Genomic DNA, 15,297 nt, shown 5'->3' with positions numbered 1-15,297 from the left:
GACCATGGCGCCCGGTGAGAACCGCGGCTGGCTGCTCCGCCTCGTCATCGCCTTCTGCTTCGCGCAGGGGGCGGTGTCGATGGCCCGGCCCGCCGTCTCCTACCGGGCCCTCGCGCTGGGCGCGGACGAGCGGGCGGTCGGGGTGGTCGCGGGGGTGTACGCCCTGCTCCCGCTCCTCGCCGCCGTCCCGCTCGGCCGCCGTACGGACCACGGCCGCTGCGCGCCCCTGCTGCCCTCCGGTGTGCTCCTCATCTCCGCCGGCTGCGCGCTGAGCGGTGCCGCGGGCTCCCTGTGGACGATGGCGGTCTGGAGCGGCGTGACGGGCCTCGGACACCTGTGCTTCGTGATCGGCGCCCAGTCGCTCGTCGCCCGCCAGTCCGCCCCGCACGAACAGGACCGCAACTTCGGCCACTTCACCATCGGCGCCTCGCTCGGCCAGCTCGCCGGACCGATCGCCGCGGGCGCCCTGATCGGCGGCCCCGACCGGGCCGGCACCAGCGCGCTCGCCCTGTTCGCCGCGGGCGCGGGCGCCACGGTCGCGTTCACCTCGCTGTGGCGCATCGAACGTCCCGCGACGGCCCCGTCGTCCGCCGGACGCGGCGGACCCGTCCCGCTCGGCCGCATCCTGCGCGCCCGCGGCGTGCCCGCGGGCCTCCTGGTCAGCCTCTCCGTGCTCTCCGCCACCGACGTCCTCACCGCCTACCTGCCGGTGGTCGGCGACCACCGGGGCATCGCACCGCCGGTGATCGGCCTGCTGCTCAGCCTGCGCGCGGCGGCCACCATCGCCTGCCGCCTCGTGCTGACCCCCCTGCTGCGGCTGCTGGGCCGCACCCTGCTGCTCACCGTGACCTGTGTGCTGGCGGCCGTGCTGTGCGCCGGGATCGCCGTGCCGGTGCCGGTGTGGGCGCTCGCCCTCCTGCTCATCGCTCTCGGCTTCTGTCTCGGTGTCGGTCAGCCGCTGTCGATGACGACGGTCGTCCAGGCGGCCCCGGAGGGTGCCCGGTCCACGGCCCTCGCGCTGCGGCTGACCGGCAACCGGCTGGGCCAGGTCGCGTCTCCGGCGGCGGCCGGACTGGTCGCGGGCGCCACGGGCGCGGCCGCGCCGTTCGTGATGCTCGGCGCCCTCCTGCTGCTCTCGGCCGGCGGCGCCCTGCGTGCGCCGGCGGCTCCGGGAACCGCTCCGGCGGCCGGGTCGGTCCCGGCCGGTGGCCGTACCGGAGGCGGCTTGCGCCGGTCGAGCGACATCTGACGGCGCGTCGGGTGGCGCTGCCGTGCCGTGGGCGGCGGATGTGAAAGAGAGTCAGATGAAAGCGCGATTTGTGTGAAAATCGTCTGACTCGGAGGAACGTCCATGCCCACCTTGCTGCCCCCGTCCGCCGTCGGCACCCGCCTCGGCGCCGCGGCCCTCACCGTACTCACCGCGGCCGGGGCCACCTGGATCGCGACGCCGACCGCCATGGCCGCCCCCGGCGACGGTGCCGACATCAGGATCCACCGTGAGCAGGTGCCCTTCGGGGTCTCGAAGGACGACCCGGTGGTCTGCAGGTTCTACCTCGACGCCGCGAACTTCGGCGAGCTGCCGACCGTCGCCTACACCATCAAGGCGCGGCCCCCGGCGCCCTCCAGTGCCACCGTGACCGGCAGCATCGAGCTGACCCAGGGTGCCGGGCACACCGACACGCTGGGGCTGGCCGAGGGGTCGTACACGCTGGAGTGGACCATCACGCCCGTCGGGGCCACCGCCCCGGTCCCGTCGCCCAAGGTGAAGATCTTCAAGGTCAGCTGCCGCGAGGACCGGCGCGAGGGCAACCAGGACCCGAACCGCCCGATCGGGGAGGACGGCCGTCAGGCGGCGGGCATGAGCGGCCCCGGTGGTGACGGCGGCCAGGGCGGCCGGCCCGAGCAAGCCGGCGGCCAGGCCGGCCGGCCCGACCAGGCCGGCGGCCAGGGCGGCGAACGCTCCGAGGGCGGCGGCGAGGCCCCGAAGGGCGGCGTCCACGCCGGTGGCGGCGGTCTCGTCGACACCGTGCAGGCGTACACCCCGCTGAGCGCGGCCGCGGCCGTCGGCCTGGTCGTGGTCAGCGGAGCCGTGTACTTCCGGCTGCTGCGCCGACGCTCGCATGGTGCCGCGTAGGCGCAGACGCAGGCCCTGGTACCGGACCCGCGCCTACCGCCTCGCCAGGACGGCCATGATCGTGGCCGTCCTGGTGACGGTCGTCCGGTGCGGGGGGCACGAGCCGCCCGGGCCCGTCCGGGCCGGCGGTCCGGCGGCCGCCGGGGCTCCGGCCGACCCCGCCCCGGGCGACGCCGACGGGCGGAGCCCGGAGCCCGGACCCACCGCGTCGCCCGACCCCACGCCCCCGCCCCGGCCGCTGCCCCGGTCGCCGGCCACCACCCTGCGCGTCCCCTCCCTGGGCATCACCGCGCCCGTCATCGGGCTGCGTCTCGGCCCCGACCGGCAACTCGGGACACCGCCCCTGGACAGACCCAAGCTCGTCGGCTGGTACCAGGACGGGCCCGCACCCGGCGAGACCGGCACGGCCATCGCCGTCGGTCACCGCGACACGAAGACCGGCCCCGCGGTGTTCGCCGCCCTGGCCCAGCTGACCCGCGGCAGCCGGATCGAGGCCGGGCGCACGGACGGCCGTACCGCCGTCTACACCGTGGACCGCGTGCGGGTCTTCGACAAGGCGCGCTTCCCCGACAAGGAGGTGTACGGCCCGAGCAGACGCCCCGAGTTGCGGGTGCTCACCTGCGGGGGCCTCTTCACCCGCAGGACCGGCTACACCGGCAACGTCGTGGTCTTCGCCCATCTGACCGCGACCCGCTGACCGGGCGCCGGCCACCCGCCGCGACCGGGGGCCGGCGCCGCTGAACCGGCGCGTCCGTTTCCTCCCGCAGCGGATCACGGAGTCCGATTGCGTCGAGCGTCTTCCCCCGACCGCGCACTGTCCGTTAGCTTCCGTGACTCACGGGCCCGTACGACCCGCACGGGACCTCCGACCGCGGAGTACCAGCGCCCAAGTGAGCCCCCGGGGGCACCGTCATGACACGCGCCATCTCCCTGCACGACGTCAGCAAGGTCTACGGGAAGGGCGTCCGGGTGGTGGACCGGCTCTCGCTCGACATCGTGCCCGGCGAGTTCCTGGTCCTGCTCGGCCCCTCCGGCTGCGGCAAGTCCACCGTGCTGAGGATGATCGCGGGCCTGGAGGAGATCACCAGCGGCGAGCTGCGGCTCGACGGCGAGCACGCCAACGACCTGCTCCCGTCCGAGCGGGACATCGCGATGGTGTTCCAGAACTTCGCGCTCTACCCGAACATGACGAGCCGCGGCAACATCGGCTTCCCGCTGCGGGTCGAGAGCCCCGGCGACGACCCGGGCCCGCGGGTGGAGGCCACCGCCCGCATGCTGGGCATAGAGGACCTCCTCGACCGCTTCCCCAGCCAGCTCTCCGGCGGCGAGCGCCAGCGCGTCGCCATGGGCCGGGCCATCGCCCGGCACCCCTCGGCTTTCCTGATGGACGAGCCGCTGTCCAACCTCGACGCCAAGCTCCGCAACCACCTGCGGGCCGAGATCACCCACCTCACCCGCGAGTTGGGCGTCACCACGGTCTACGTCACCCACGACCAGTCCGAGGCCATGTCCCTCGGGGACCGGGTCGCCGTCCTGCGCGGCGGGGTCCTCCAGCAGGTGGGTGCCCCGCGCTCGGTGTACGCCCTGCCGCGCAACGTCTTCGTCGCCGCCTTCATCGGCACCCCGCGCATCAACCTGCTGTGCGGTCTGGTGCGCGCTCCGCTGGACGGGGCGATGACCATCAGCCTCGGCAGGCAGTTCCTGCGCCTGCCCGAACCCCTATGCCTGGACCACCAGTTGCTGCGCGTGCAGCAGGGCCGGGAGGTCATCGTGGGGTTGCGCTCGGAGGCGGTGCGGATCGCGCGGCCCGCGTCCGCCCGCCCGGGCGAGGTGGCCATCAGCGGTCTGGTGGAGCACGTGGAGTTCCAGGGCCACGAGGTCCTCGTGCACTTCGACACCGGGTCGCGCCCCGCGGTCGTACCGGACCTGGAGGCGCCGCGTCCGGCGCGGCCGGTCCGGCGCCGGCGCCGCGAGGGCACGGTCCTGGACCGGCTGAAGGGGCGGGCGGGCACGCTGCGGGCCGGGCCGGTGGTGGTCCTCGATCAGGGAGCGGACGACGACACCGGCCCCGAGCCGCCCGAGGGCCGCCTGCCCGGCGATCTCGTCGTCCGCACCACTCCCGACATCGACCTGCGGCGGGGCATGCAGGTGCCGCTGCTCGTCGACATCGCCCATCTGTTCGTCTTCGACCAGCACGGCGAGCGGATCTGCCCGGCCCCGGACCGCCTGCCCGACCTGGACGAGTGACGCGCGCCCGGCGCGGGTACGCGGACCGTCCGCGGCGGCGGGCCGCGCCGCGTCCGGGCGCGCCGAGACGTAACTCTCGCTCCGCCGACGTCCGGGGTGTCTGGCGCCCGAAAACTAACACCGCTAGTTTGTGAGCCGGACGACGACACCGCCCCGCCGGGAGGACGCACCATGAAGGCACACGACGGCATGTACATCGACGGCGCCTGGCGCCCGGCCGCGGGGCCCGACACGATCGAGGTCGTGAACCCGGCCGACGAACAGGTCATCGCCCGGGTTCCCGCGGGCACCGCCGAGGACGTCGACGCCGCCGTACGGGCCGCCCGCGGCGCCCTGCCGGGCTGGGCCCGGACCGCGCCCGCCGAGCGCGCCGCACGGCTGGCCGCCCTCCGGGACGTCCTGACGGCCCGGGCCGACGAGATCGCCCGCACGGTCACCGCCGAACTGGGCTCCCCCCTCGCGTTCTCGCAGGCGGTGCACGCCGCCGTGCCGATCGCGGTCGCGGGCTCGTACGCCGAACTGGCCGCGACGTACGCCTTCGAGGAGAAGGCCGGCAACTCCACCGTCCACCTGGAGCCGGTCGGTGTGGTCGCCGCCATCACGCCCTGGAACTACCCCCTCCACCAGATCGTCGCGAAGGTGGCCCCGGCGCTCGCGGCGGGCTGCACCGTGGTGCTGAAGCCGGCCGAGGACACCCCGCTGACCGCGCAGCTCTTCGCCGAGGCCGTCGACGAAGCAGGCATCCCCGCGGGCGTGTTCAACCTGGTCACCGGTCTCGGCCCGGTCGCCGGGCAGGCCCTCGCCGAGCATCCCGGCGTCGACCTGGTCTCCTTCACAGGCTCCACCGCCGTCGGCAGGCGGATCGGCGCGGCGGCGGGCGCGGCCGTCAAGAAGGTGGCCCTCGAACTGGGCGGCAAGTCCGCCAACGTGATCCTGCCGAGCGCCGACCTCGCCAAGGCGGTCAACGTCGGGGTCGCGAACGTGATGTCCAACTCCGGCCAGACGTGCAGCGCCTGGACCCGCATGCTGGTGCACACCTCACGCTACGACGAGGCGGTCGAACTGGCCGCGGCCGCCGCCGCCAGGTACGGCGACCGGATCGGCCCGGTGGTCAACGCCAAGCAGCGGACCCGGGTGCTCGGTTACATCGACAAGGGTGTGGCCGAGGGCGCCCGCCTGGTCGCGGGTGGCTCCGAACCACCGCGCGAGCAGGGCTACTTCGTCAGCCCCACGGTGTTCGCCGACGTCACCCCGGACATGGCGATCGCCCAGGAGGAGATCTTCGGACCCGTCCTGTCGATCCTGCGCTACGAGGACGAGGAGGACGCCCTGCGGATCGCGAACGGCACCGTCTACGGCCTCGCCGGCGCCGTCTGGGCCGGCGACCGGGAGGAGGCCGTGGCCTTCGCCCGCCGGATGGACACCGGCCAGGTCGACATCAACGGCGGCCGCTTCAACCCGCTCGCGCCCTTCGGCGGCTACAAACAGTCGGGTGTGGGCCGCGAACTCGGCACGCACGGCCTGTCCGAGTACCTCCAGACCAAGTCCCTGCAGTTCTGAGGAGTCCTCCCGTGGTTCGTGCCGCCGTCCTGCCCGCCGTGGGCGCCCCCCTGGAGATCACGGAGATCGAGCTCCCGGACCCCGGCCCGGGTCGGGTCCGCGTCCGTCTCGCCGCCGCCGGGGTCTGCCACTCCGACCTGTCCCTGTCCAACGGCACCATGCGGGTGCCGGTCCCCGCCGTCCTCGGCCACGAGGGCGCCGGCACGGTCGTCGCCGTCGGCGAGGGTGTCACCCGCTTCTCGCCGGGGGACGGCGTCGTCCTCAACTGGGCGCCGTCCTGCGGGACATGCCACGCCTGTTCGCTCGGCGAGGTGTGGCTGTGCGCCAACGCCCTCAACGGCGCCGCCGACATCCACGCCCGCCGCGCCGCCGACGGCACCGACCTGCACCCCGGGCTGAACGTCGCCGCGTTCGCCGAGGAGACGGTCGTACCGGTCGCCTGCGTCCTGCCGGTCCCGGACGGCGTCCCGCTCACCGACGCGGCCCTCCTCGGCTGCGCGGTCCTCACCGGCTACGGCGCCGTCCACCACTCGGCGCGGGTCCTGCCGGGGGAGACGGTCGCGGTGTTCGGGGTGGGCGGCGTCGGGCTCGCCACCCTCCAGTCGGCCCGCATCGCGGGCGCCTCGAAGATCGTCGCGGTCGACGTGTCCCCGGAGAAGGAGGAACTGGCGCGCGCGGCGGGCGCCACCGACTACGTCGTCGCCTCCGACACCACCGCCCGCGAGATCCGCGCCCGCACCGGGAAGCAGGGCGTGGACGTGGCCGTCGAGTGCGTGGGCCGCGCGGTCACCATCCGCGCGGCCTGGGACTCCACCCGCCGCGGCGGCCGCACCACGGTGGTCGGCATCGGCGGCAAGGACCAGCAGGTCACCTTCAACGCGCTGGAGCTCTTCCACTGGGGCCGCACCCTCTCGGGCTGCGTCTACGGCGACTCGGACCCGGCGAAGGACCTCCCCGTACTGGCCGAGCACGTGCGCGCCGGCCGCCTGGACCTGGGCGCGCTGGTGACCGAACGGATCGGCCTGGACGGCATCCCGGCGGCGTTCGAGAACATGCTGGCCGGAAAGGGCGGCCGGGCGCTGGTGGTGTTCTGACGGGCGCGGGTGCCCGCGGGTCGCGGGCCAGTCCTACCCGGCGCGCCCGACCTGCTCGTACTGCCGCGCCAGCCCGTCGAGCAGCGCGGTGAGTCCCGTCCCGAAGGCCCGCTCGTCGATCTTCTCCTGCTGGTCGGCGAGGAGGTGGGCCTGTCCGAGGTGGGGGTAGTCGGCGGGGTCGTAGGCGGTGGCGTCGTCCACGAAGCCGCCGGCGAAGGAGCCGAGCGCCGAGCCCATGATGAAGTACCGCATCAGCGCGCCGATCGACGTGGCCTGCGCGGGCGGCCAGCCGGCGGCGACCATCGCGCCGTAGACGGCGTCCGCGAGCCGGAGCGCCGCGGGCCGGCGGCCGGGGCCGCGCGCGAGGACCGGGACGATGTTCGGGTGGTCGCGCAGGGCGGCGCGGTAGGAGACGGCCCAGTCGTGCAGCGCGGTCCGCCAGTCCCGGTCGTCGTCGAACACCGACAGGTCGACCTGCGCGCTCACCGAGTCGGCGACCGCCTCCAGGATCTCGTCCTTGGTCCGGAAGTGGTTGTACAGCGAGGGCCCGCTCACCCCGAGTTCCGCCGCGAGCCGGCGGGTGGAGACGGCCGCCAGACCCTCCGCGTCCACCAGCTCCCGCGCGGTCGCCACGATCCGGTCGGTGCTGAGCAGGGGCTTGCGCGGTCGGGCCATGGCGCACATAGTAGGGCTGCACACTGAAACTAGCAGTGCTAATTTAAATGTCCGGCTTTCAAGAGGCGGACTCGTTTCGGATGGGGTGGGGTGACTCGGCGTGAACCTGGGGCTCAGCGAGGAGCAGACGGCCGTACGGCAGCTCGCCCGGGACTTCGTGGGACGCGAGATCGCCCCCCATGTCGTCGAGTGGGACCGTGCCGAGGAGGTGGACCGGTCGATCGTGAAGAAGCTCGGCGAGGTCGGCTTCCTCGGTCTGACCGTCCCCGAGGAGTACGGCGGCAGCGGCGGCGACCACCTCGCGTACTGCCTGGTCACCGAGGAGCTCGGGCGCGGCGACTCCTCGGTGCGCGGGATCGTGTCGGTCTCCCTCGGCCTGGTCGCCAAGTCCGTCGCCGCGTGGGGCACGGAGGAGCAGAAGCGGCGCTGGCTGCCCGGCCTCACCTCCGGCGCGTACGTCGGCTGCTTCGGACTCACCGAGCCGGGCACCGGATCGGACGCCGGCAACCTCACCACCCGCGCGGTCCGCGACGGCGACGCGTACGTGATCAGCGGCACCAAGACCTTCATCACCAACGGCACCTGGGCCGACGTGGTGCTGCTCTTCGCCCGCTCCACCGACGCCCCCGGGCACAAGGGCGTCTCCGCCTTCCTGGTGCCCGCCGACACCCCCGGTCTGACCCGCCGCACCATCCACGGCAAGCTCGGGCTGCGCGGCCAGGCCACCGCCGAACTCGTCCTCGACGGCGTGCGGGTCCCCGCCACCGCGATGCTCGCGCCCGAGGGCAAGGGCTTCTCGGTCGCCATGTCGGCCCTGGCCAAGGGCCGGATGTCGGTGGCGGCGGGCTGCGTGGGCATCGCCCAGGCGGCACTGGACGCGGCCGTGCGGTACGCGGGCGAACGCGAGCAGTTCGGCAAGCCCATCGCCCGGCACCAGCTCGTCCAGGAACTGATCAGCGACATCGCCGTGGACGTGGACGCGGCCCGGCTGCTGACCTGGCGGGTGGCCGACCTGATCGACCGCGGCCTGCCGTTCGCCACCGAGTCCTCCAAGGCCAAGCTCTTCGCCTCCGAGGCCGCCGTCCGCGCCGCCAACAACGCCCTCCAGGTCTTCGGCGGCTACGGCTACATCGACGAGTACCCGGTCGGCAAGCTGCTGCGCGACGCCCGCGTCATGACCCTCTACGAGGGCACCAGCCAGATCCAGAAGCTGGTCATCGGCCGGGCGCTCACGGGCGTCTCGGCGTTCTGAGTACGTCACCGTGCGGTCTGAGTATCCCGGCGGATGCGGCGCGTGCCGCCTCGGGCCGATCCTTGTCCCCATGAGTGACACATCGGGCAAGCCGCAGAACACCGCCGCCTTCTACGGCCAGGCGGTCGCCTCCTTCGCCGTCGCCATGGGCGCGACCGCCATCGGCATCTTCAGGCTGCACGCGGACGCCTGGGTGCGGGCGTTCCTCGCGATCGCCGTCCTGTACCTGGTCACCTCGGCCTTCACCCTGGCCAAGGTCATCCGCGACCGGCAGGACGCGGCGGCGCGCACGTACAGCCCCTTCGAGAAGCTCTGACCGGCCCCCGGCGAGCCAGCTCTAAGCGCCCGCTCAGCTTCGGCGGTATGGTGTACCCCGTGCCGGTGAGAGGGGCGAACGAGCGATGAGTACGGCGGAGCAGACGGTCGGCGGAGAGCCGCAGCCGTGGGGCGAGGTCACGCCCGACGCGGCCCGGCGGCTGCTGGTCGCCGCGGTGGAGGCGTTCGCCGAGCGGGGCTACCACGCCACGACGACCCGCGACATCGCGGGCCGCGCGGGCATGAGCCCCGCCGCGCTCTACATCCACTACAAGACCAAGGAGGAGCTGCTCCACCGCATCAGCAGGATCGGCCACGAGAAGGCGCTGGAGATCCTGCGGACCGCGGCCGAGGGTGAGGGCGGCGCCACCGAGCGGCTCGCCGACGCCGTGAGCTCCTTCGTCCGCTGGCACGCCGGCGGACGCACCACCGCGCGGGTCGTGCAGTACGAACTGGACTCCCTCGGCCCCGACGCCCGCGCCGAGATCCTCGCGCTGCGCCGCCAGGTCGACGCCCAGGTGCGCGGGATCGTCGAGGACGGCGTGGCGACGGGCGAGTTCGACGTGCCCGACGTCCGCGGGACCACCCTCGCCGTGCTGTCCCTGTGCATCGACGTGGCCCGCTGGTTCAACATCGAAGGCTCCTGGACACCGGACGAGATCGGCGACCTGTACGCCGACCTCGTTCTGCGGATGGTGGGAGCCCGGTGACCCGCGGGGGCCGCACGGGGGGTGCCGGGCACGCGCCCAGGGGGAGCCGCTAGAGGTAGTAGCGGGACACCGACTCCGCGACACACACCGGCTTGTCGCCGCCCTCGCGCTCCACGCTGAAGGCGACGGTCACCTGGATGCCGCCGGGCACGTCGTCCACGCCGGTGATGGCGGCGGTGGCGCGCAGCCGGGAGCCGACCGGCACGGGGGAGGGGAAACGGACCTTGTTGGTGCCGTAGTTGACGCCCATCTTCACGCCCTCGACCTTGATCAGCTGCGGCCCGAAGAGGGGGAGCAGCGACAGGGTCAGGTAGCCGTGCGCGATGGTCGTCCCGAAGGGGCCCGCGGCCGCCCTCTCCGGGTCCACGTGGATCCACTGGTGGTCGCCGGTCGCCTCCGCGAACAGGTCGATCCGCTTCTGGTCCACCTCCAGCCAGTCGGTGTGCCCCAACTGCTCGCCCACCGCTGCCTTCAGCTCGTCGGCGGACGTGAAGATCCTCGGCTCTGCCATGTCCCTGGCCTCCCGGTCGCATGTCGCGTCGGCGCGACACGAAGTCTCTAAGCGACTGCTTAGCATGGTCGGGTGGAGGGCCCGTGTCAACGGACCGGCGGTGTGGCGCGGTCGGTAGGGTTCGAGGGGTGCCCCAGATTCCCGAGACGATCCACGAGCTCACGGTCGGCCAACTCGCCGCCCGCAGTGGCGCCGCGGTCTCCGCCCTGCACTTCTACGAGGCCAAGGGGCTGATCAGCAGCCGCCGCACCACCGGCAACCAGCGCCGCTACTCCCGCGACGCACTGCGCCGGGTCGCCTTCGTACGGGCCGCGCAGCGCGTGGGCATCCCGCTGGCCACGATCCGCGAGGCGCTCGCCGAACTGCCCGAGGAACGCACCCCCACCCGCGAGGACTGGGCCCGCCTCTCGGCGGCCTGGCGGTCCGAAGTCGACGAGCGCATAACGCAGTTGAACCGCCTGCGCGACCACCTCACCGACTGCATCGGCTGCGGCTGCCTCTCCATGGACACCTGCGTCCTGTCCAACCCGGACGACGTCTTCGGCGACCGGCTCACCGGCTCCCGCCTGCTGGTCGAACGACGCGCCGCCCGCCCCCGCGAGGCCCCCGGCCGCGCATCCGACGTCACCGGACCCGACGGCCGCGCACCCGACGGCCGCATACCGGACGGCCGCGCACCTGACGGTCGGACACCCGACGGCCGCGCGTCCGGCCGTGGGGCATCCGGCGACCTCGCGTCTGCCGGCCGCGCACCCCGCGACCGCGCATCCGACGGCCGTGCACCTGACGGCAGCGCACCCGACGGCCGCACACCTGACGGCCGTGCATCGGGCAGCGGGGCACGCGACGGCAGCGCATCCGACGGCCGTGCACCTGACGGCCGTGCACCCGGCGGCACCGCACCCGGCGACTCCTGACCCCACCGCGCGGATCCGGCGGGCGGGCCGGGGCGTCGGAGCGCGCGACGCGTCGCGGAACGTTCCGGAAGAACAGGGGGTGCGGCATCCCCGGCGCACCCCCCTCGCGCTCAGACCGACACCAACAGCCTCCCGCGCCTGGCGTCCGCCAGGGCCTCGGGCGTGAGCACGGGCCGCGGTACGAGAATCCCGCAGGCCGTGCAGACCGGACCGGTCGATGGTTCGTGGTCCAGTTCGTCCTTCCACACGAGCCGCTCACCGCCGCACACCGGGCACTCCGCACCCGGGTCCCGCCCCAGGGCGGAGGTCAGTCGGCGCAGCACCTCCCCGAGCGGTTCACGCGGGTGGACCCGCGGGTCGTCGCACCACGCGACCCCGAAGCCGCCCCAGGTCAGCCGGTGCCAGTCGTCCACACTGCCCGGCCGGCGCAGCCCGTCGTGCTTCTCCTTCTTGCGCCGCTCGGCGAACTCGACCTCGTAGCCCAGCCACACCGACCGCGCTTCCTCCAGTTCGTCCAGTGCGGCCACGAGCCGCACCGGATCGGGGGAGCGGTCCTCGGGTCCGAACCCCGCCCGGGAGCACAAATGGTCCCAGGTCGCCCTGTGCCCGTAAGGCGCGAACCGCTCAAGGCACTTGCGCAGCGAGTAGCGCCGCAGCGCCAGATCGCTGCGCGGATCTCGCACCTGTCTCGCCAGACTCCGGAAACCGGCCATCGTCCTGCACCTCCGTCACACCTGCACCTGTACTTCGGTCACTTCGGTGTCGTCGTACGGACTTCGCCGAATAGACGTATCGACAAGCGATTTGGCTCCATCCCTTTTCCGATGCCCTCCCTGAGTCTTCCTACCGACTCCAAAAAGTGACGCATGTTCATCTTCACTCGCGGGGATACCGGCGGTAACGTCCAGCCCCACCCTCCGTCGGTAGGAGCACACATGCCACGGCGTACCCCAGGCAGCACCCTTCTCGACAGACTGAGAACTCCCCACGGACTCCCCGGGTTCCTGAAGTCCGCATCCATATGCGTCCTGATTGCCGGTCTTTTGTCCCCGCTTTCCCAGGCGGCGGTCGCCGCCGAGGCGCCGGCCGGCAACGACTACTGCGGCGGACAGTGCTCCGACATCCTGCCGCCCGGCGAGAACGGCAACGCCACCCTCGCGCAGGTCCTCCTCAACCAGGCCTTCGGCACCCAGCCCGCCCACGCCGACGACCAGCTCGGCCCCTACGCCAACCTGGCCAAGGGCTACCCCACGCTCACCGACGCCAAGATCAACACCTTCTTCAACGACGCGTCCTTCGGGGTCCCGTCCGATCAGGTCGCCTCCTCCGAGAAGCCGGGCGGCCGCGGTGACGTCACGATCGTCCGCGACAAGAAGACGGGCGTGCCGCACATCACCGGTACCACCAGATACGGCACGGAGTTCGGTGCCGGGTATGCCGCGGCTGAGGACCGGCTGTGGCTGATGGACGTGTTCCGTCACGTCGGGCGCGGCCAGGTCACCTCCTTCGCGGGCGGCGCCGCCTCCAACCAGGGCCTGGAGCAGGAGTTCTGGCGCAACGCCCCCTACACCGAGGCCGACCTCCAGGCCCAGATCGACAGCGCGGTCGCCGCAGCGGGCACCCGTGGCCAGCAGGCCCTCGCCGACGTCAACGCCTACTTGGCCGGCATCAACTCCTACATCGACGCCTCCGACAGCGGCCGGTACTTCCCCGGCGAGTACGTGCTGACCGGACACAAGGACTCCGTCACCAACGCCGGCACGATCGACCACTTCAAGACCACCGACCTGGTCGCGCTGGCCTCCGTGATCGGCTCGCTCTTCGGCTCCGGCGGCGGCGGTGAGGTCAACAACGCGCTGTCCCTGCTCGCCGCCCAGGCCAAGTACGGCGTGAGCGAGGGCACCCGGGTCTGGGAGTCCTTCCGCGAGCGCAACGACCCCGAGGCCGCCCTCACCGTCCACAACGGCGAGAGCTTCCCGTACGCCACCAGGCCCGACAGCCCGCAGGGCGAGGCGCTGCCCGACGCGGGCTCCGTCACCCAGGAACAGCTGGTCTACGACCGGACGGGCAGCGCGGCGACCGCGAGCGCGACCGGCACGTCCAGCGCGGCGGCCACCACGGCCCTCACCTCGGCCCGGCGCGGGATGTCCAACGCCCTGGTGGTCAGCGGGAAGGCCACGGCGAGCGGGCACCCCATCGCCGTCTTCGGGCCGCAGACCGGCTACTTCGCGCCGCAGCTGCTCATGCTCCAGGAGATCCAGGGGCCGGGCCTCAGCGCCCGCGGCGCCTCCTTCGCGGGGCTGAGCATGTACGTCGAGCTCGGGCGCGGCCAGGACTACGCGTGGAGCGCCACGACCTCCGGCCAGGACATCATCGACTCCTACGCCGTCGAGCTGTGCCAGGACGACAACCACTACCTGTACCACGGCACCTGCACGGCCATGGAGCAGGTGCAACAGAAGAACGCCTGGAAGCCGACCACGGCCGACGGCACCGCGGCGGGCTCGTACACGATGAAGGTGTGGCGCACGAAGTACGGGCCGGTCGAGTACCGGGCGACCGTCGGCGGCAAGAAGGTCGCCTACACCACCCTGCGCTCCTCCTACCTGCACGAGGCCGACTCGATCATCGGCTTCCAGATGCTCAACGACCCGGACTACGTGAAGAGCCCGCAGACCTTCCAGTCGGCGGTGCAGCACATCAACTACACCTTCAACTGGTTCTACGCCGACTCCACGCACACCGCGTACTACAACAGCGGCGACAACCCGGTGCGGGCGAGCGGTGTCGACGCCGAGTTCCCGGTGTGGGCCCAGGCGGCCTACGAGTGGAGGAACTGGGACCCGGCGACCAACACCGCCGACTACACGCCGGCGTCCGCCCACCCCAACTCCGTCGACCAGGACTACTACATCTCCTGGAACAACAAGCAGGCCAAGGACTACACGACCGCCTCCTGGGGCGACGGGTCCGTGCACCGCGGCGACCTGCTGGAGGACCGGGTCAAGAAGCTGGCCGCCGCCGGCGGGGTCACCAGGGCCTCCCTGGCCAAGGCCATGGCGGACGCGGCCCTGGCCGACCTGCGGGCCGAGGACGTGCTGCCGAACCTCCTCAAGGTGGTCAACAGCTCCACGGTGACGGACTCCACCGCGGCGTCCGCCGTCGCCAAACTGTCGGCCTGGGTGTCGGCGGGCGCCAAGCGCACCGAGACGTCTGCCGGTTCCAAGACCTACGCCGACGCCGACGCCGTACGGCTGCTGGACGCCTGGTGGCCGCTGCTGGTGAAGGCCGAGTTCGAACCGGGCCTGGGCAGCGACCTGTACACCGCCTTCGGCACCAACCTGCCCGTGGACGAGACACCGTCGGCGGCCCACGGACCGACCGGCGCGCACGCCGGAAGCTCCTTCCAGTACGGCTGGTGGAGCTATGTCGACAAGGACATCCGGTCCGTGCTCGGCGAGACGGTCCAGGGCCCGCTGGCCCAGAAGTACTGCGGCGGCGGCAGCCTCACCGCCTGCCGTGACCTGCTCATCAGCTCGCTGAAGCAGGCCGCGGGCAAGACCGCGGCCCAGGTCTACCCCGGCGACGACCTGTGCTCGGCGGGCGACCAGTGGTGTGCCGACTCGATCGTCCAGCGGACGCTCGGCGGCATCAAGCACGGCAACATCAGCTGGCAGAACCGGCCCACCTTCCAGCAGGTCGTGGAGTTCACCTCGCACCGGTGACGGGCGGGAGGTGACCGGTGACGTTCACCGGTCACCGGTGGCGGGGGGGGGGGGGGGGGGGGGAGACGGCGGCCGACCGGATGGTGACGGCGGGCAGGGGGGGGTGTGTGCTCCGCGGGGGGAGGAGCTCACGCCCCACCCCGTAGCGGAATCTATG

Annotated in this window: 13 protein-coding genes and 1 pseudogene; 11 read left to right on the top strand and 3 right to left on the bottom strand. The window is 72.9% G+C overall.

Annotated elements, in window-relative coordinates; all coding sequences use genetic code 11:
- Positions 1 to 4: 4 nt before the first annotated feature.
- From AC07AZ_RS32915 to AC07AZ_RS32890, 6 genes are all read left to right on the top strand, one after another.
- Positions 5 to 1,249 carry an MFS transporter gene (locus tag AC07AZ_RS32915; protein ID WP_478854304.1) on the top strand — a complete coding sequence of 415 codons (1,245 nt, stop codon included), beginning with the start codon at positions 5 to 7 and terminating at the stop codon, positions 1,247 to 1,249.
- Between the two features lie 102 nt (positions 1,250 to 1,351).
- Positions 1,352 to 2,134 carry a hypothetical protein gene (locus tag AC07AZ_RS32910; protein WP_478854302.1) on the top strand — a complete coding sequence of 261 codons (783 nt, stop codon included), beginning with the start codon at positions 1,352 to 1,354 and terminating at the stop codon, positions 2,132 to 2,134.
- Positions 2,121 to 2,831, top strand: coding sequence for a class F sortase (locus tag AC07AZ_RS32905; RefSeq protein WP_478854300.1), 711 nt, complete (start codon positions 2,121 to 2,123; stop codon positions 2,829 to 2,831). Before AC07AZ_RS32910 ends, AC07AZ_RS32905 begins: the two co-directional genes overlap by 14 nt.
- Positions 2,832 to 3,046: 215 nt before the next feature.
- Positions 3,047 to 4,381, top strand: coding sequence for an ABC transporter ATP-binding protein (locus AC07AZ_RS32900; protein ID WP_478854298.1), 1,335 nt, complete (start codon positions 3,047 to 3,049; stop codon positions 4,379 to 4,381).
- Positions 4,382 to 4,552: 171 nt separating this feature from the next.
- Positions 4,553 to 5,941 carry an aldehyde dehydrogenase family protein gene (locus tag AC07AZ_RS32895; protein ID WP_478854296.1) on the top strand — a complete coding sequence of 463 codons (1,389 nt, stop codon included), beginning with the start codon at positions 4,553 to 4,555 and terminating at the stop codon, positions 5,939 to 5,941.
- 11 nt (positions 5,942 to 5,952) lie between these two features.
- Positions 5,953 to 7,035, top strand: a complete 1,083-nt coding sequence (locus AC07AZ_RS32890) for a Zn-dependent alcohol dehydrogenase (RefSeq protein ID WP_478854294.1) — start codon at positions 5,953 to 5,955, stop codon at positions 7,033 to 7,035.
- 33 nt (positions 7,036 to 7,068) lie between these two features.
- Here AC07AZ_RS32890 and AC07AZ_RS32885 read toward each other — a convergent pair whose 3' ends face one another.
- Positions 7,069 to 7,710, bottom strand: coding sequence for a TetR/AcrR family transcriptional regulator (locus AC07AZ_RS32885; protein WP_478854292.1), 642 nt, complete (start codon positions 7,708 to 7,710; stop codon positions 7,069 to 7,071).
- Positions 7,711 to 7,810: 100 nt separating this feature from the next.
- On the opposite strand from AC07AZ_RS32885, the gene AC07AZ_RS32880 reads away from it, so the two are divergent.
- The 3 genes from AC07AZ_RS32880 to AC07AZ_RS32870 all read left to right on the top strand — a co-directional run bounded on the left by AC07AZ_RS32880 (position 7,811) and on the right by AC07AZ_RS32870 (position 9,987).
- A complete protein-coding gene (locus tag AC07AZ_RS32880; protein WP_478854290.1) occupies positions 7,811 to 8,962 on the top strand; it encodes an acyl-CoA dehydrogenase family protein in 1,152 nt (383 codons plus the stop codon).
- A 70-nt stretch (positions 8,963 to 9,032) separates the two neighbouring features.
- On the top strand, positions 9,033 to 9,278 hold the full coding sequence (locus tag AC07AZ_RS32875) for a YiaA/YiaB family inner membrane protein (protein ID WP_478854288.1): 246 nt from the start codon (positions 9,033 to 9,035) through the stop codon (positions 9,276 to 9,278).
- Positions 9,279 to 9,363: 85 nt separating this feature from the next.
- Positions 9,364 to 9,987 (top strand): TetR/AcrR family transcriptional regulator, encoded by a 624-nt coding sequence (locus AC07AZ_RS32870; RefSeq protein ID WP_478854286.1) that lies wholly within the window; start codon positions 9,364 to 9,366, stop codon positions 9,985 to 9,987.
- 49 nt (positions 9,988 to 10,036) lie between these two features.
- On the opposite strand, the gene AC07AZ_RS32865 is transcribed toward AC07AZ_RS32870, so the two are convergent.
- Complete coding sequence (locus AC07AZ_RS32865; RefSeq protein WP_478854284.1) at positions 10,037 to 10,498, bottom strand: MaoC family dehydratase; 462 nt, start codon at positions 10,496 to 10,498, stop codon at positions 10,037 to 10,039.
- Between the two features lie 128 nt (positions 10,499 to 10,626).
- On the opposite strand from AC07AZ_RS32865, the pseudogene soxR reads away from it, so the two are divergent.
- Positions 10,627 to 11,106 (top strand): annotated as a pseudogene (soxR, locus tag AC07AZ_RS32860) (redox-sensitive transcriptional activator SoxR); the annotation flags it as partial.
- 419 nt (positions 11,107 to 11,525) lie between these two features.
- Here soxR and AC07AZ_RS32855 read toward each other — a convergent pair.
- Entirely contained in the window at positions 11,526 to 12,128 is a 603-nt protein-coding gene (locus AC07AZ_RS32855; RefSeq protein WP_478854282.1) for a hypothetical protein, read from the bottom strand.
- A 222-nt stretch (positions 12,129 to 12,350) separates the two neighbouring features.
- Here AC07AZ_RS32855 and AC07AZ_RS32850 point away from each other — a divergent pair, with 222 nt between their 5' ends.
- Positions 12,351 to 15,140 (top strand): penicillin acylase family protein, encoded by a 2,790-nt coding sequence (locus AC07AZ_RS32850; RefSeq protein ID WP_478854280.1) that lies wholly within the window; start codon positions 12,351 to 12,353, stop codon positions 15,138 to 15,140.
- Positions 15,141 to 15,297 lie beyond the last annotated feature (157 nt).

The sequence above is a fragment of the Streptomyces sp. NPDC043878 genome (genome assembly GCF_056435735.1).
This window is presented reverse-complemented; position numbering and strand designations above follow the sequence as displayed.